The 16022-nt window shown below is 64.9% G+C and carries 13 protein-coding genes; 10 read left to right on the forward strand and 3 right to left on the reverse strand.

Features of this window, described 5'->3' with window-relative positions; translation table 11 throughout:
- Nucleotides 1-19 precede the first annotated feature (19 nt).
- Both AB5Y80_RS14025 and puuR read right to left on the reverse strand, forming a co-directional pair.
- Nucleotides 20-1297 (reverse strand): FAD-binding oxidoreductase, encoded by a 1278-nt coding sequence (locus tag AB5Y80_RS14025; RefSeq protein WP_103244474.1) that lies wholly within the window; start codon nucleotides 1295-1297, stop codon nucleotides 20-22.
- 49 nt (nucleotides 1298-1346) lie between these two features.
- Nucleotides 1347-1955, reverse strand: coding sequence for an HTH-type transcriptional regulator PuuR (gene puuR / locus AB5Y80_RS14030; protein WP_029314011.1), 609 nt, complete (start codon nucleotides 1953-1955; stop codon nucleotides 1347-1349).
- Between the two features lie 309 nt (nucleotides 1956-2264).
- Between puuR and AB5Y80_RS14035 the strand changes: the two genes are divergently transcribed.
- The 5 genes from AB5Y80_RS14035 to AB5Y80_RS14055 all read left to right on the forward strand — a co-directional run bounded on the left by AB5Y80_RS14035 (nucleotide 2265) and on the right by AB5Y80_RS14055 (nucleotide 8777).
- The gene (locus AB5Y80_RS14035) at nucleotides 2265-3728 is read left to right on the forward strand and encodes an NAD-dependent succinate-semialdehyde dehydrogenase (RefSeq protein ID WP_010673552.1); all 1464 of its coding nucleotides are present in this window, start codon (nucleotides 2265-2267) and stop codon (nucleotides 3726-3728) included.
- Between the two features lie 231 nt (nucleotides 3729-3959).
- Nucleotides 3960-5249, forward strand: coding sequence for a 4-aminobutyrate--2-oxoglutarate transaminase (gene gabT, locus AB5Y80_RS14040; RefSeq protein WP_010673550.1), 1290 nt, complete (start codon nucleotides 3960-3962; stop codon nucleotides 5247-5249).
- Between the two features lie 233 nt (nucleotides 5250-5482).
- Entirely contained in the window at nucleotides 5483-5620 is a 138-nt protein-coding gene (locus AB5Y80_RS14045; protein ID WP_010673549.1) for a hypothetical protein, read from the forward strand.
- Nucleotides 5620-6963, forward strand: coding sequence for an APC family permease (locus AB5Y80_RS14050; protein ID WP_041214747.1), 1344 nt, complete (start codon nucleotides 5620-5622; stop codon nucleotides 6961-6963). The genes AB5Y80_RS14045 and AB5Y80_RS14050 overlap by 1 nt, the downstream gene beginning before the upstream one ends.
- A 470-nt stretch (nucleotides 6964-7433) precedes the next feature.
- Nucleotides 7434-8777 carry an APC family permease gene (locus AB5Y80_RS14055; protein WP_039039328.1) on the forward strand — a complete coding sequence of 448 codons (1344 nt, stop codon included), beginning with the start codon at nucleotides 7434-7436 and terminating at the stop codon, nucleotides 8775-8777.
- A gap of 88 nt (nucleotides 8778-8865) precedes the next feature.
- Here AB5Y80_RS14055 and AB5Y80_RS14060 read toward each other — a convergent pair whose 3' ends face one another.
- Nucleotides 8866-9315: a hypothetical protein gene (locus tag AB5Y80_RS14060; RefSeq protein WP_127464653.1), complete on the reverse strand. Its 450-nt coding sequence runs from the start codon at nucleotides 9313-9315 to the stop codon at nucleotides 8866-8868.
- Between the two features lie 303 nt (nucleotides 9316-9618).
- Here AB5Y80_RS14060 and AB5Y80_RS14065 point away from each other — a divergent pair, with 303 nt between their 5' ends.
- The 5 genes from AB5Y80_RS14065 (at nucleotide 9619) to AB5Y80_RS14085 (ending at nucleotide 15805) form a co-directional block, all read left to right on the forward strand.
- Nucleotides 9619-10767, forward strand: a complete 1149-nt coding sequence (locus AB5Y80_RS14065; RefSeq protein ID WP_323918111.1) for a Na/Pi symporter — start codon at nucleotides 9619-9621, stop codon at nucleotides 10765-10767.
- A 137-nt stretch (nucleotides 10768-10904) separates the two neighbouring features.
- Entirely contained in the window at nucleotides 10905-11375 is a 471-nt protein-coding gene (locus AB5Y80_RS14070) for an FKBP-type peptidyl-prolyl cis-trans isomerase (RefSeq protein WP_010673545.1), read from the forward strand.
- A gap of 298 nt (nucleotides 11376-11673) precedes the next feature.
- Nucleotides 11674-12441 carry a class III extradiol ring-cleavage dioxygenase gene (locus tag AB5Y80_RS14075; RefSeq protein WP_041213317.1) on the forward strand — a complete coding sequence of 256 codons (768 nt, stop codon included), beginning with the start codon at nucleotides 11674-11676 and terminating at the stop codon, nucleotides 12439-12441.
- Between the two features lie 143 nt (nucleotides 12442-12584).
- Nucleotides 12585-13403, forward strand: a complete 819-nt coding sequence (locus AB5Y80_RS14080) for a transporter substrate-binding domain-containing protein (RefSeq protein WP_368173086.1) — start codon at nucleotides 12585-12587, stop codon at nucleotides 13401-13403.
- Nucleotides 13400-15805, forward strand: a complete 2406-nt coding sequence (locus tag AB5Y80_RS14085) for a response regulator (RefSeq protein ID WP_368173087.1) — start codon at nucleotides 13400-13402, stop codon at nucleotides 15803-15805. The genes AB5Y80_RS14080 and AB5Y80_RS14085 overlap by 4 nt, the downstream gene beginning before the upstream one ends.
- The last annotated feature ends 217 nt before the right edge of the window (nucleotides 15806-16022 follow it).

Below are 16022 nucleotides of genomic sequence, written 5' to 3' on the forward strand. Positions count from 1 at the left end.
TGGCGGGCCATCGGTGACATCACACCCCCAGGCGATCGCGCAGGGTGTACCAGGCGGCACCGGCGGCGGTGAAGGGGATGCGCAGCAGGCGGCCACCCGGGAAGGGGTAGTGCGGCAGCCTGGCGAACGCATCGAAGCGCTCCGCCTGACCGCTCAGCACTTCGGAGAGCAGCTTGCCCGCCAGATGGGTACAGGTGACGCCGTGACCGCTGTAGCCCTGCATGTAGTAGATGTTGTGACCGATGCGGCCAAACTGCGGCAGGCGCGACAGGGTGAGCAGGAAGTTGCCGGTCCAGGTGTACTCCACCTTGACGTCGGCCAGCTGCGGGAAAGTCTTGAGCATCTTGGGGATGATCAGCCGCTCGATGTCCGCCGGATCCCGCGCCCCGTAGACCACGCCGCCGCCATAGATGAGCCGGTGATCGCCGGAGGTGCGGTAGTAGTCGAGCAGGTAGTTGCAATCCTCCAGGCAGTAGTTTTGCGGCAAGAGTGAACGGGCCCGCTCCTCTCCCAGCACTTCGGTGGCGATCACCTGGGTGCCGCAAGGCATGCTCTTGCCGGCGAGCTCGGGCACCAGGTTGCCGAGGTAGGCGTTGCCGGCCACCACGATAAAGCGTGCCTTCACCGCCCCCTTGGCGGTCTTGACCAACGCCGGCTGACCCGGAGTAATGCTGGTGACGGCGGACTGCTCGAAGATAAGCCCCCCCTGCATGCGGATCGCTTCCGCCTCCCCCAGCGCCAGGTTGAGGGGATGGATATGGCCGCCGCTCTTGTCCAGCAGGGCGCCGACGTAACGATCGCTCGCGACCACCTCGCGCACCCCGTCGGCATCGAGCAGCTCCAGCTGGTCGTTGCCCCACTTCTCCCAGCGCGCCTTCTGCGCCTTGAGCTCGTGCAGCTGCTTCTCGGTCTCGGCGGCAAAGACCCCGCCCTCCTGCAGATCGCACTGGATGTTGTAGCGCTTGATCCGCTCGCGGATGATCTGGCCCCCCTCAAACAGCATGGAGCCGAGCAGCCTGGCCTGATCCGGCGGGCAGTTCGCTTCGATGGTGTCGATGTCGCGGCTGTAGGAGTTGACGATCTGGCCGCCGTTGCGGCCGCTGGCGCCAAAGCCGACTCGCGCGGCCTCCAGCACCACCACCTTGTACCCCTTCTCCACCAGATGCAGCGCACTGGAGAGGCCGGTATACCCCGCCCCGATGACGCAGACGTCGCACTCCAGCTGCTCGGTGAGCGTGGGATAGGGCGCGTGTTTGTTGGCACTGGCTGCGTAGTAACTCTTTACATGTTCGGTCATGATCCCTGTTTCCTTACCGGTTCGTTTCCAACACAACGGGTTGTTCACATTAAAAGCTGGCCGGGGTGTGAGCGCTGACGATGCGGCAGACCTGCCCCGAGGGATTGCTGAAACTGTGGGGCTCGCCGGTGTCGATGACATAGCTGTCCCCAGCGCACAGTTCATAGGTCTGGCCGGCCAGGGTCAGCAGCACCGACCCTTCCAGCACGGTGCCTACCTCCTCCCCCTGATGCTTCACCACGCCGCCGGTGTCGGTGCCGGGGGCATAGGTCTCCAGCATGAAGCCGAGCTGGCGCCGATTGTTGCCGTTGTGCACCAGCTTCATGGAGACCCCCTGGCTGCCGAGCTCGATGAGCTGCTCCGCCTTGATCACCACGCTGGGCGTGCTCGCCACCTCCTCTTCGGCGAAGAAGCGCGACAACGGCAGCTCGTAGACGCTCAGCAGCTTTTGCAGGGAGGCCACCGAGGGGCTCACCTTGTTCTGCTCTATCATGCAGATGGCGCCGTGGGTCAGGCCGCTCAGCTCCGCCACCCGGCGCTGGGAGAGCCCGAGCTCCCTGCGGATCCGGGCAAGCCGCTCCCCCATGTTTCTCTCGTGCTCCGCCAGGGGGTTGTCCGTCATGGTCCGCCACCGGACCTCGCCACGGGATTGCTCCATCGCCCATCTCCTTCCATGGTCATTCGAATACCTGGTGCAGCCTGGTCAATATAGTGAGTCAGGCACGTCAGCCCCGTTCACTATTCTGCACAACCCAGGGCGTTCATTATTTTGCACACCCTGCGCGATGAAAACCGCTACAATCGCGCTAACAGCCCCATTTCTAGCATGTGACGCCCAGTTCACTCAAATATATTTAACACTTGAAAAACATTTCGGCTCATTTTATGGTCGTTACGTGCTTATTATTCTATACGGCGGTGCCCACATAAACGCGCCACCCAGACCCACTATCGAGGCCCCTTACATATGTCAGCATCACAACCTGCTCTCTCCCTGATCAAATCCCTGGCCTATGTCGACGGCCGCTGGTGCGAGTCCCTGGGCGGGCGCCGGTTCGAGGTCCTGAACCCGGCCACCGGCCAGGTCATCACCCAGGTGCCCGACATGGACGGGGAGGACACCCGCCTCGCCATCGCGGCGGCCCACGCGGCGCAACCCGCCTGGGCGGCCCTCACCGCCAAGGAGCGCAGCAGCAAACTCTACGCCTGGTTCGAGCGCATCATGGCCAACCAGGAGGAACTCGCCCGCATCATGACCTGCGAGCAGGGCAAGCCGCTGGCGGAAGCCAAAGGAGAGGTGGCCTACGGCGCCAGCTTCATCCAGTGGTTCGCGGAAGAGGGCAAGCGTGCCTATGGCCGCACCATCCCCGGCTTCTCCGCCGATCGGCGCCTGGCCACCATCAAGCAGCCGGTGGGGGTCGTGGCCGCCATCACCCCCTGGAACTTCCCCATCGCCATGATCACCCGCAAAGCGGGTCCGGCGCTGGCCGCCGGTTGCACCATCGTCATCAAGCCCGCCGCCGAAACGCCCCTCTGCGCCCTGGCGCTGGCGGTACTGGCGGAGCAGGCGGGCATTCCCGCCGGGGTCATCAACATCGTCACCTCCCATCAGGCAAGCGCGGTGGGCAACGAGCTGTGCAGCAACCCCGTGGTGCGCAAGCTCTCCTTCACCGGCTCCACCCGCATCGGCAAACTGCTGATGCGCCAGTGCGCCGACACCATGAAGCGCCTCTCCCTGGAGCTGGGCGGCAACGCCCCCTTCATCGTCTTTGACGACGCCGACCTCGACGCCGCCGTGGCCGGGGCCCTGGCGTCCAAATACCGCAACGCCGGCCAGACCTGCGTCTGCGCCAACCGCATCCTGGTGCAGGCCAGCGTCTATGACGCCTTCGCCGAGAAGCTCGCCGCCGCGGTCAAGGCCTTCAAGGTGGGGGACGGCATGGGCGAGGGCGTCCAGATCGGGCCCCTCATCAACCCGGCCGCCGCCAGCAAGGTGGCCGAGCTGGTGCAGCAATCGGTCGCCGCCGGTGCCCGGGTGCTGGTGGGAGGCGACGCCCACCCCGCCGGTCCCCTCTTCTATCACCCCACCATCCTGACCGGGGTCACCCGGGGCAACCCCATTCTGGACGAGGAGATCTTCGGGCCCGTCGCCCCCCTGGTGCGCTTCGAGACGGAAGCCGAGGCCATTGCGCTTGCCAACGACACCCCCTATGGCCTGGCCGCCTACTTCTATGGCCGCGACATCGCCCGGGTGTGGCGGGTGGCCGAGGGGCTCGAATACGGCATGGTGGGGATCAACGAGGGGATCATCTCCACCGAACTGGCCCCCTTTGGCGGGATCAAGGAGTCGGGGCTGGGCCGGGAAGGGGCGGCCGAAGGGCTGGAGGAGTACCTGGAGACCAAATACCTCTGCTTTGGCGGCATTCGCTGAGGGGAGTGAAGGGGCAATTGCATCGTTAAAACAGATGCGTTATGACGCAGCCCATCGTTTTTACAGATAGAAAGAGGGGGTCGCCGGTCACGACCAAGCGCCTTGTGGGCCCTGAGGGCACGCCCGGGGCCCCCTTTTGCGAACAGGCCGCCCTGCCCGAGGGCAGTTGGCGGCACACATATGGCCAGATGGCACAGGAATAGCGGGGCCCATGCCCCTCAGGGAGGAAAGATGAGTCATTCAAGCAACAACCAGCAGTGGCAGGCCCGCCGCGAAGCGGCCGTGGTCCAGGGGGTCGGCACCCTGCTGCCGGTCTTCATCGACCGGGCGCACAACGCCGAGCTGTGGGACGTGGAGGGCAACCGCTACATCGACTTTGCCTCCGGCATCGCCGTGCTCAACACCGGCCACAACCACCCCAAGGTGGTGGCGGCGGTGCGCGAGCAGCTCGAGAAGTTCAGCCACACCTGCTTCCAGGTCACCCCCTACCCCGGCTATATCGAGCTGGCGGAAAAATTGAATGCCCTGGTGCCCGGCCCCACCCCCAAGCGCACCCTCTTCCTCTCCACCGGCGCCGAAGCGGTGGAGAACGCCATCAAGATCGCCCGCGCCCACACCGGTCGCAGCGGCACCATCGCCTTCAAGGGGGGCTTCCACGGCCGCACCATGATGGGCATGGCCCTCACCGGCAAGGTGGTGCCCTACAAGACCGGCTTCGGCCCCTTCCCGGGGGAGGTCTATCACCTCCCCTTCCCCGCCGACTACCTGGGAGTGAGTGAAGACGATGCCCTGGCCGCGCTGGATCTCTGCTTCAGCGCCGACATTGAACCCACCCGGGTGGCCGCCATCATCATCGAGCCGGTGCAGGGGGAAGGGGGCTTCTACCCCGCCTCCGCCAGCTTCATGCAGCGCCTGCGCCAGGTGTGCGACCAGCACGGCATCCTGCTCATCTGCGACGAGATCCAGACCGGTTTCTGTCGCACCGGCAAGACCTTCGCCACCGAATACAGCGGTGTCGAACCCGACATCATGACCCTCGCCAAGAGCCTGGCCGGCGGCTTCCCGCTCTCTGCCGTGGTGGGCAAGAGCGAGGTGATGAACGCCGCCAAGCCCGGTGGCCTGGGGGGCACCTATGCGGGCTCCCCCATCGCCTGCGCCGCCGCCCTGGCGGTGCTGGAGGTGATCGAGGAGGAGCGTCTGAACCAGAAGGCCCTGGCCCAGGGGGAGCAGATCAAGGCACGCCTGCACCAGCTGGCGACACGGTTTGACTGCATCGGCAACATCCGCGGCCCCGGCGCCATGGTGGCCATGGAGCTGGTGAAGGAGGGGGATGCCGCCAGACCGGACCCGGATCTCACCAAGCGGCTGGTGGCCGAGGCGGGCAAGCGGGGGCTGGTGCTGCTGGCCTGCGGCGTGCGTGGCAACGTGATCCGTTTCCTCGCTCCCCTGACCGCCCCGGCAGCCATCGTCGACGAGGGGCTCGACCTGCTGGAGCAGGCCCTGTCCGCCTCCCTGGCCTGATCCGGAAGACCGCGTTCGCCCACGTGCAAAAAAATGCGTTTTTGCTCCCTTGATATGCTTGTCAAGGGGGCATCACGAATGCACAATGCGCCGCCGTATTCAAGGACCGTCCGCTCATCGGAGCCCGGTTCTTTTTTTGCGCCAAACAAATCCATAACGAGGCCGGAACAGACCGGAAATGATAACGAGGTGGCACGCCATCTCACGACACCCGCTTCTTAGTGAGGAACTCCATGGGGCATATCATCGCTTTCCTGCCGGCCCGCGCCGGTCTGCGCCATCCGTCCGCATCCCGGACTGGCGCCCCCACCGTGCAGGATGACCTCACCGTCAGCCTGATCCCGTCAGCCTGCCTGCGGGGGATCGCCTGATGCACCCGCACCCCGCCGGTCTGAAAAAAAGCCTGAAACTCTGGCACGTGGTCATCATGGGGCTGGCCTATCTCACCCCCATGGCGGTGTTCGACACCTTCGGCATCGTCACCGAGATCACCGAAGGCCATGTGCCGACCGCCTACCTGCTCGCCCTCATCGGCATGCTGTTCACCGCCATGAGCTACGGCCACCTGGTGCGCAAGTTCCCCTCGGCAGGCTCCGCCTACACCTATGCCCAGAAGGTGTTCCACCCCTATGTGGGCTTCATGGTGGGCTGGGTCTCCCTGCTCGACTACATGTTCATGCCCATGATCAACATGCTGCTGGCCAAGATCTACATGGAGGCCCTCTTCCCCGGCGTGGCCCCCTGGACCTACATCCTGGCCCTGGCCGCCGTCATGACCTTCCTGAACCTGCGGGGCATCAAGCTGGTGGCGAACTTCAACAGCCTGATCGTCATCATGCAGTTCAGCATCATCGCCGTCTTCATCGGCCTCATCGCCTGGGGCGTGAGCCACGGCGAGGGCCTCGGCACGGTGGCGAGCAGCCGCCCCTTCTTCTCCGAGCAGATGCACATCAATCCCCTGCTGACCGGCGCCTCCATCCTCTGCCTGTCGTTCCTCGGGTTTGACGCCATCACCACCCTGTCGGAGGAGACCCCGAACGCGGATCGGGTGATCCCCCGGGCCATCGTGCTCACCGCCCTCATCGGCGGCGTGCTCTTCATCTCCGTCTCCTACTTCCTGCAGCTCTTCTTCCCGGACATTTCCCGCTTCCAGCAGCCGGATGCGGTGCTGCCGGAGATCGCCCTCTATGTGGGCGGCAAGCTGTTCCAGGCGGTGGTGCTGGTCTGCACCACGGTGGCGGTGCTCGCCTCGGGGCTCGCCTCCCACGCCGGGGTGTCGCGCCTGCTCTACGTGATGGGCCGGGATCGCGCCCTGCCGAGCCGCGTCTTCGGCTACATCCACCCCACCTGGCAGACCCCGGCTCTCAATGTGCTGCTGGTGGGCATGCTGGCCCTCTCGGCGGTGGCCTTCGATCTGGAGATGGCGCTGGCGCTCATCAACTTCGGCGCCCTGGTGGCCTTCACCTTCGTCAACCTGGCGGTGATTGCCCACTTCTATCTCAGGCTGGGTCACAACAAGACCCTGAAGGATCACCTGCTGTTCCTCGCCCTGCCCCTGTGCGGCGCCGCCTGCATCGGGGTGCTCTGGCTCAACCTGGAGCCCGCCTCCTTCGAGCTGGGGCTGATCTGGGCCGCCCTCGGTGCCATCTACCTGCTGCTGCGCCTCACCGTGTTCCGGGTCCGCCTCGGCCGCCCCGAGCAGGACGCCTCCTGAGCAAAACCGGCGCCCTCAGGGCGCCGGTTTCGCATGGCGGCAAAGCAGGGCCCCGCCTGATGACAAGGTTGTCATCGACTTTTCGGCAGCGGTGGCGAAGTGATCGCTCACCGGGGGAACAAATTCCCCGCTGACGGCCTTTTTCACTTGTCTCCTCCCCCCCCTGAGGGCACAATACGGCGCCCCTTGAGAGCCGATGTTTCAACAACATCGGTTCTTTGCTTTTCTGGGGCACACCACCATTCACCAAGAGGCCGGCCATGTGCCGGAATTGATACCCAGATTGCCAAGCAATCTCCCGACGTTGTGAGGAAAAACATGGGGCATTTCACTGCTTTCCTGCCGGTCCCCGCCGGCGTGCGCCACGCATCTGTGCCACAGATGGGCGCCCCCTGTGTCCAGCGACGCGTTCCCGCGTCCCTGATCCCGTCCCATCTCGCCCACGGGGCCTGTGCAGAGGAGAAAGCGTGATGGCCGGTGCCAAGCTGCTCAAGACCCTCACCCTGTTCCAGGTCGTGGTGATGGGTCTGGCTTACCTCACGCCCATGGCGGTATTCGATACCTTCGCCATCGTCGGTGACATCACGGATGGTCGCGTGGCCACCGCCTACCTGCTGGCGCTCGGCGGCATCCTGCTGACCGCGTTCAGCTACGGCCACCTGGTGCGCCGCTTCCCGTCCGCAGGCTCCGCCTACACCTATGCCCAGAAGGTGTTCCACCCCTACGTGGGCTTCATGGTGGGCTGGTCTTCCCTGCTGGACTACATGTTCATGCCGATGATCAACATCCTGCTGGCCAAGATCTACCTGACCGCCATGTTCCCCACCGTGGAGCCCTGGATCTTCATCTTCGGTCTGGTGACCGTGATGACCTTCCTGAACCTGCGCGGCATCAAGCTGGTGGCGAACCTCAACGGCTTCATCGTCTTCATCCAGATCGCCATCATCGTCACCTTCCTCGGCCTCATCGCCTGGGGCCTGAGTCACGGTGAAGGGGCCGGCACCCTGATGAGCAGCCGTCCGTTCCATGTGGAGTCTGCCAGCATGCTGCCGCTGTTTACCGGCGCCACCATCCTCTGCTTCTCGTTCCTGGGCTTCGACGGCCTGAGCTCTCTCTCCGAAGAGACCCCGAATGCCGGCAAGGTGATCCCCCGCGCCATCGTGCTGACGGCCCTCATCGGCGGCATCATCTTCGTCACCGTCTCCTACAGCCTGCAGCTCTTCTTCCCGGATCTGGCCCGCTTCAAGGAGCCGGACGCCGTGCTGCCGGAGATCGCCCTCTACGTGGGTGGCACCCTGTTCCAGAGCGTGGTGCTGGTGTGCACCACCGCGGCCGTGCTCGCCTCCGGCATGGCGGCCCACGCCGGCGTGTCGCGCATCCTCTACGTGATGGGACGCGATCGCATGATCCCGGAGCGGGTGTTCGGCTATATCCACCCCACCTGGCGCACCCCGGCCATCAACGTGCTGCTGGTGGGGGCACTGGCCCTCTCCGCGGTCTCCTTCGATCTGGACATGGCCCTGGCCCTGGTGAACTTCGGCGCCCTGGTGGCCTTCACCTTCGTCAACCTCTCGGTGATCGGCCAGTTCTGGGTGCGCGAGAAGCGCAACAAGAGCCTCAAGGAGCACCTGCTGTTCCTGGTGCTGCCGCTGCTGGGGGCCGCCACCATCGGCGCCCTCTGGATCAACCTGGAGCAGAGCTCCCTGGAGCTTGGCCTCATCTGGGCGGGGATCGGGGTCACCTACCTCTTCCTGCGCCTCGCCGTGTTCCGCATCCCCTTCCGTCAGTACGAGGAAGCGGCCGACGGCCAGTAAGCCATCTCGATCGCAAGATGCAAAGAGGGGAGCCCACGGGCTCCCCTCTCTTGTTTGCACGACGCATCGCCTTCTGCCGGGTTTCCCCTCAGTAGGTGCCCGTCTTGCGCAGCACGGCGCGGCCCGCCGCCTTGGCGGGATCGTCCACCACGTTCTCGACTCGCTGCTGGGTGTTCTTCGCCTTGTTGTAGGTCTCGCCCACACCGGCAGCCTCGGCGGCCTTGCGCTTGGCGTAGTCACCGGGATTGTCCACCGCATTCTCGACCCGCTGCTGGGTGTTCTTGGCCTTGTAGTAGGCGTCATCCACGCCGGTGGCCTGGGCCGCCTTGCGCTTGGCATAGCCAGCGGGATCGTTGACCGCGTTGTCCACACGCTGTTTGGCGCTCTGCGCGGAGCAATGGCTGTTGACCCCGGTCGCGCTGTTGACGGCCGAGCCGATCGCCACGTCTTTGGAGCTGCAATCGGAGGGCAGCACGGCGGCATGAGAGGAGAGAGAGGCCATCGCCAGGGGCAGGAGAAGAAGGGACCAATGTTTCATGACAGACTCGCAATTACTGATTAAATGACGAGGCAGTCTACTCCCATTGACTGAGTGGCGGCACAGGATCCACCAGTGGATGGCACCCCGTCCGTCAGTTTCTAACGCATCCCTACATTCGACAGACCAATTCACTTAAAACAACAAAACAATCAGAATTAATCACTACACTCCCATCTGGCCCGCCAATCCCGAGCCCCCTGTCATCAAATCATCATCAAAGTGTCACTTTGTCATATTTCTGTCATAGAGCACTGCTGTAATGCGCCCGTCCAATTCAACGCAGACGTCCCAAGAGGCACCATGCAAAGCAAACCGTCATCCCCGCAGACCCGCGCTACCGGCCCCCTGTTCAACTGGCTCGCGGTGATCACCTTTGTTTACCTGATCCTGGTCGCCGTTGGCGCCGTCTCACACGGCTTTAAAGGGTTCTCCGGCGGCGCCGAGGGCGCGGCCCAGATCTTCGCCTTCGCCAACAACCCCTTCGTCGCCCTGCTGCTCGGCATCCTGGCCACCGCCCTGGTGCAATCCTCCAGTACCGTCACCTCGGTGATCGTCGGCCTGGTGGCGGGCGGCCTGCCCATGAGCATGGCCATCCCCATGGTGATGGGGGCCAACCTCGGTACCACCATCACCAACACCATCGTCTCCCTCGGCCATATCCGTGACAGGGGCGAGTTTCGCCGCGCCTTCGCCGCCGCCACCGTGCACGACTTCTTCAACCTGCTGGCCGTCTTCATCTTCCTGCCCCTGGAATTGATGTTCGGTCTGCTGCAAAAGAGTGCCGAGTGGCTGTCCGGTCTGCTGCTGGGCTCCGCCGACATGTCCATGAAGGGCATGGACTTCATGAAGCCCCTCATCTCCCCCTCCCTGGATCTCATCGACAGCGCCGTCGCCTTCCTGCCGGGCAAGGGCCCCGCCATCGCCACCATCGTCATCGGCATTCTGCTGATCCTGTTCTGCGTCACCGCCCTTGGCAAGGTGCTGCAACGGGTCATGGTGGGTCGTGCCAAGGAGCTGCTGCACAAGGCGCTGGGACGTGGCCCGCTCACCGGCATCGCCTCCGGCACCCTGGTGACCGTCATGGTACAGTCCTCCTCCACCACCACCAGCCTGATGATCCCCCTGGCGGGCGGCGGCGTGTTCAACACCCGTCAGCTCTACCCCTTCACCCTGGGGGCCAACATCGGCACCACCATCACGGCCCTGCTGGCGGCCACCGCCATCAGCGGCGCCGGCGCCCAGCTGGCCTTGAGCATCGCCTTCGTGCATGTGCTGTTCAACGTCTTCGCCGTGGCGCTCATCTATGGCGTGCCCTTCCTGCGGGAGCTGCCCATCAAGGCCGCCGAAACCCTGGCCCGGGTCGGCAGCGAGAACAAGCTGCTGGCGCTGGGTTACGTGGCCGGGCTCTTCTTCGCCCTGCCCGCCCTGATGATGGTGGCCGTCAAGTAAATCCGAACCGGGGGCATCATGCCCCCGGTGCCTTGCCCGTCCGGTCACATCCTCCGGCATCCCCCCTCGCCCTCCCTCCCCGGCTGGGATAAGATGCCCCTTCATTGCACTCTGATTTCAAGGAACAGGAAAAACCGATGAAATTCATTCTGATAGCCCTTCTTATCGCCGGCGCCGCCTACTACTTCTACTCCAGCAGCAACAACCGGAAGCTGGCGGAAGAGAACGTGCGCAAGGGGGCCGAGTTCCTCGCCAGCAACCAGGAAAAACCCCTGGTGACCACCACCGCCTCCGGCCTGCAGTACGAAGTGCTGACCCCGGGCACCGGCACCGTTCACCCCACCGCCACCAGCAAGGTGAAGGTGCACTACGAGGGCAAGCTGCTGGACGGCACCGTGTTCGACAGCTCCGTCGCCCGTGGCGAACCCATCGAGTTCGGCCTCAACCAGGTGATCAAGGGTTGGACCGAAGGGGTGCAACTGATGGTGGAAGGGGAGAAGACCCGCTTCTACATCCCCGCCAACCTGGCCTATGGCGACAGAGCCGCCGGCAAGATCCCGCCGGGCTCAGTCCTCATCTTCGACGTGGAGCTGCTGGGCATTCAATAAACCCGCACTGGGCCCGCGTTGATCTTGGCGGTGGTGCTGCGGGGCATCCCGTCAGAGGCCACGTCCGACGGACCCTGATCACAACGCCGGCGCACTGCGCCGGCGTTGTCGTTTCTGCCCCGGTCTCCCTCGCCCTGATGCCAGACTATCAACCAAAAGTGAAGAGTGCTTATCCATAAAGCCTGATTGTTAACCCATCAATAGGGGCAGATAATGACCACATCGTCAGCGGCATGTCGCCCTGGCCTCGGGTTGTCGGTGCGCCGCGCGCATCGGCACAACGCATATGGAGTCTGTCATGTCTATCGCCCCTGTCTGGTTCATCTCCCACGGCGCCCCGGATCTGGTCCTGCGCGATCAGCCCGCGACCCGGTTCCTGAAGCAACTGCGCCTCGAGGGTGCCAGAGGGCTGGTGGTGATCTCGGCCCACTGGTTCAGCCGAAGCGAGCTGCAGATCAACGTCGAGCCCAGCCCGGCCCTGATGTACGACTTCTACGGCTTCCCCGAGCCCCTCTACCAGATCCGCTGGCCCGCGACGAGCCCGCAATGGTTGCAGGAAGCGGTGAGCGATCAGCTGCTGCTGGCCGGTCTGCCTGCCACCCCGGTGCGCCGCGAGCTGGATCACGGAGTCTGGTCCCCCCTCTCCCTGATGGATCCGGACAGTGAACTCCCCCTGGTGCAGATCGCCATCCCGGCCAGCTTCACCCCGGCCCAGCTGTGGCAACTGGGGGAGGCATTGCAGGGGCTGCGCGAGCAAGGGATCGGCATCCTCGCCTCCGGCGCCATCACCCACAACCTCCGTGCCCTCGGGCCGGACGGCTCGCCGGTTCCCCAGTGGGCGAGCCAGTTTGCCCGCTGGCTGGAGCAGACCATGGCAGAGGGAGACAGGGGAGCGCTGGAAGATTACCGGGCCCGGGCGCCGGGCGCGGTGGAATCCCATCCCCATGACGATCACCTGCGCCCCCTGTTTGTGGCGCTCGGCGCGGCGGGGGCCGACAGACCCCGAAAGCTGCACGACAGCTGGGATTACGGCAGCCTCTACATGGGGGCCTACCAGTTCGGTTGAGGGCGGGGCGGCCAGGCCGCCCTGCTTGCCGTGCTGCCGCCGACGCGCGTGGAGAAATAGCGGACTCGTTATAGCCATTTTCCGGTAGAATGGCCGCCATTGGATGAGGCTTGGCAGGGATGGCTGTCGCGTCGGGTGGCTAGATGAACCTATATCGAACACTGATCCTGCTCTGTCTGCTCTGCCTTCAACCTGTGCAGGCCCTGACCCTGCACAGCCGCTACGATCCCGCCCCGCTGCCTCCCCGCTGGTCGGAGGCGGAGCTCGGATGGCTGCGCCAGCAGTCCCAACTGCGGGTCGGCATCCTGCAAGAGGACTACCGCCCCTTCACCATGATCGCTCGCCAGCGCGTCGAGGGGCTCAGTGCCGACTACATCGACTTGCTGGCCCGGATGCTGGACAAACCCGTTGCCCTGAGCGCCTTCCCCGACAAGGCGCACCTGCTCCGTGCCCTGGCACGGGGGGAGATACACCTCGCCAGCCTCGGCAATCTCACCCTGGCGGACAGTGACACCCGGGCGATCCGCCTGAGCAACCCCTATTTCAGCAGCCCCCTCGTCTTCTCCGTGCCCAGACGTTATCGGGGGGCACTGCTCACACCGGGACAGCGGGTAGCCGCCGTCCGGGATCAGATAGACAGGGCGCGCTTTGGCCACTACTACCCCACTCTCACCCTGGTGACCTATCCCTCCAACATGGAGGCGTTCGATGCGGTCTTCTTCGGCCGCGACGACATCCTGCTGGGGGATGCCCACGCCACCCACTACCTCAACAGCGAGCGCTTCGACAACCTTCGCCAGCGGGGCGAGGCCCCGCCCGAGCTGGCGCCTGCCGAGTTCCGCTTTGCCGTCCCGGCCACCGAGCCCGCCCTGCTCAGCCTGGTCAACCGGGGCTGGCGGCCATCGACGACCGGGCGCGCAACACCCTCTTCACCCAGTGGAACGGGCCCATCCGCGACATGAACGAGCGAAGCGCCGATCTCTATGATGCCGCCGAGCGGGCCTGGATGCGGCAAGCGCCCCCCATCAGGGTGTGGCTGATGGACAACCTCTACCCCTATGGCGCCCTGGATCATGACGGCCAGCTGGTCGGCATGACGGTGGACATGCTGGACAAGATCCGCACACGCACCGGCCTCACCTTCGAGTTCGTGCGGGCAGACTCCGAGGGTCAGCTGGCAAAAGCCATGCAGTCAGGCGCCATCGACCTCATCGGCGCCATCTCCCAGCAGGTGGCCGAACACTACGGGCTGCGCACCTCGGTGCCCTACGCCACCGACAACATCTATGTGATCCTCACCCGCCAGGAGGGACAAGGGATCGACACCATCCGGCGTCTGGCGGGCAAGACGGTGGCGATGACGCGCCATGTGCCCCTCGCACAGAGACTGGAGGGCAGCCGCATCACCCAGGTGGAGAGTGCCGCAGAAGCGATGGAGGTGCTCGCCCAGGGGCGGGTGGATGCCGCCATCGTGCCCCTCTATTTTGCCCGCCATGCGCTGGACAATGATCCCCAGAGCCCGCTGCGCATCGCCGGCCCCGCCGATGACGAGCCGATCCGGATGGGGTTTGCCAGCCTGCCCGGACAGGGGATGCTGATGGGGATCCTCGACAAGACCATCCTCGCCATCCCCCCCAACGAGCTCGCCATGATGAGTTACGAGTGGCGCAACCGCAAACTGCCGGTGCCCGGCTTCATGGATCGCCACGCCCACATCGTCTACCTGGTGTTCGTGGGGCTCCTCACCCTGGCGCTGGTGCTGCTCTATCGCAACCGCATGTTCAAGCGGATGGCCAGCGCCGAGCAGGCTTCCCGCCAGCAACTGGAGGCCCATGTCAGGTTCATCCGGGCACTGGGGGAGAGCCTGCCCCACCCCATCGTCGTACGGGACAAGAGCGGCAAGGTGCTGCTGTGCAACAGCAAATACCTGACCCAGCTCGGCGCCGAGCCAAAGGCCATCCTGGGTCAGCCCTTCGCCCAGGGGCTGTCAGGGGTGCTCGATGCAGGCAGCATCGCCGTGCTGGAGCAGGACTTTGCCAGGGTATTGCAGGAGGGGCAGCCCATCTTTGCGGATCGCCTCTTCCATCACAGAGGCACCCAGAGCGACATCTATCACTGGATGGTGCCCTATTTCGACGGGGAGGGGGCCATCAGCGGGGTGATCGACGGCTGGATAGACATCACGGACCGCAAACGGCTGGAAGAGGCGCTGCGCGAGGCCAAACAGCAGGCCGACAGCGCCAGCCGAGCCAAGAGCGACTTCCTCGCCACCATGAGCCACGAGATCCGCACCCCCATGAACGCCATCCTCGGCATGCTGGAGCTGGCCACCGAGGATCCCGCTCTCAGCCGTCACAGCGGCGAGCTGCTGCGCATCGCCGCCGACTCCGCCAACGGCCTGCTGGATCTGCTGGGGGACAGCCTGGATATCGCCTCCATAGAGGCAGGCCAGATGACCCTGACTCCCACCCCCTGCGATCTCGCCCCCCTGCTCTCGTCCGTCACCCGGGTCTTTGCGGGCATGGCCGAGCAGAAGGGACTGATATATGAGGTCAGGCTGCCCGACACCCCCATGCCGAGGGTGCTGATCGATCCCCTTCGCCTGCGCCAGATCCTCTTCAATCTCATCGGCAACGCCATCAAGTTCACCGAGCAGGGCCGGGTCGCCATCACCGCCACCCTGACCGGGGGCGAGCAGCCTCCTGTGCTGCACCTCACCATCACCGACACCGGAGCCGGCATTCCCGCGGACAAGCTGCCCAGGCTCTTCACCCCCTTCTATCGCGCCCACGGCCAGGGCCAGTTCCCCGGCAGCGGGCTGGGCCTCAATATCGCCCGCATCCTGTGCCAGATGATGGGGGGGGAGATAGCCGTTCACAGCCAGGTCGGCGAGGGCACCCGCCTCGAGATAAGACTGCCCCTCACGCTCGCCCAGCAACCCCCCGCCCCGATCACGGCAATGCCGGCGCCCCAGCCCCACCAGGCTCAACCCCTCCCCCATCGGCTGCATATCCTGGTGGTCGATGACAATCACGCCAACCAGATCCTGCTGCGCCAGCAGCTCAAGCACCTGGGACACGACGTCAGTGTACGCAGCAATGGCCTGGAGGCCCTGCGCGCCCTCGCCAGCCACCCCTTCGATCTGGTCATCACCGACTGCCAGATGCCGGTGATGGACGGCTTCGAGCTGACACGCAGCCTGCGTGCCCTTGGCCATGACCTGCCCGTCTGGGGCTTCACCGCCCATGCCCAGCCTCGCGAGCGGGAGCTTTGCCTCGCCGCCGGCATGAACGACTGCCTGTTCAAGCCCATCGGCCTCGCCCGTCTGCGCGCGGCGCTGGCCACCCTGGGGCCAGCGCCCTGAGTACCGCCAGCCCTTCCTCCCGTCATGTCGCACGGGCGCGGCTGAGAATGCGTTGGCATTTGCGGCATAAAGGGTCGCCCACAGAAACAAGAGACAAGAGACAAGAGACAAGAGACAAGAGACAAGAGACAAGAGACAAGAGACAACGTGGACCAGCCATGGATACAAGGCCGGTGGCGGTTCGAGCCCCATAAAAAAACCGACACCAGGGTGTCGG

The sequence above is a fragment of the Aeromonas sp. R2-1 genome (genome assembly GCF_040908425.1).
GTDB lineage: Bacteria > Pseudomonadota > Gammaproteobacteria > Enterobacterales > Aeromonadaceae > Aeromonas > Aeromonas caviae.

Bases quoted from the DNA above. Each gene is read 5' to 3' on its own strand.
- AB5Y80_RS14035 (WP_010673552.1), top strand. From the start codon at position 2,265: ATGTCAGCATCACAACCTGCTCTCTCCCTGATCAAATCCCTGGCCTAT.
- gabT (WP_010673550.1), top strand. From the start codon at position 3,960: ATGAGTCATTCAAGCAACAACCAGCAGTGGCAGGCCCGCCGCGAAGCG.
- AB5Y80_RS14065 (WP_323918111.1), top strand. From the start codon at position 9,619: ATGCAAAGCAAACCGTCATCCCCGCAGACCCGCGCTACCGGCCCCCTG.
- AB5Y80_RS14075 (WP_041213317.1), top strand. From the start codon at position 11,674: ATGTCTATCGCCCCTGTCTGGTTCATCTCCCACGGCGCCCCGGATCTG.
- AB5Y80_RS14070 (WP_010673545.1), top strand. From the start codon at position 10,905: ATGAAATTCATTCTGATAGCCCTTCTTATCGCCGGCGCCGCCTACTAC.
- puuR (WP_029314011.1), bottom strand. From the start codon at position 1,955: ATGGAGCAATCCCGTGGCGAGGTCCGGTGGCGGACCATGACGGACAAC.
- AB5Y80_RS14045 (WP_010673549.1), top strand. From the start codon at position 5,483: ATGGGGCATATCATCGCTTTCCTGCCGGCCCGCGCCGGTCTGCGCCAT.
- AB5Y80_RS14055 (WP_039039328.1), top strand. From the start codon at position 7,434: ATGGCCGGTGCCAAGCTGCTCAAGACCCTCACCCTGTTCCAGGTCGTG.
- AB5Y80_RS14050 (WP_041214747.1), top strand. From the start codon at position 5,620: ATGCACCCGCACCCCGCCGGTCTGAAAAAAAGCCTGAAACTCTGGCAC.
- AB5Y80_RS14080 (WP_368173086.1), top strand. From the start codon at position 12,585: ATGAACCTATATCGAACACTGATCCTGCTCTGTCTGCTCTGCCTTCAA.
- AB5Y80_RS14085 (WP_368173087.1), top strand. From the start codon at position 13,400: ATGAACGAGCGAAGCGCCGATCTCTATGATGCCGCCGAGCGGGCCTGG.
- AB5Y80_RS14060 (WP_127464653.1), bottom strand. From the start codon at position 9,315: ATGAAACATTGGTCCCTTCTTCTCCTGCCCCTGGCGATGGCCTCTCTC.
- AB5Y80_RS14025 (WP_103244474.1), bottom strand. From the start codon at position 1,297: ATGACCGAACATGTAAAGAGTTACTACGCAGCCAGTGCCAACAAACAC.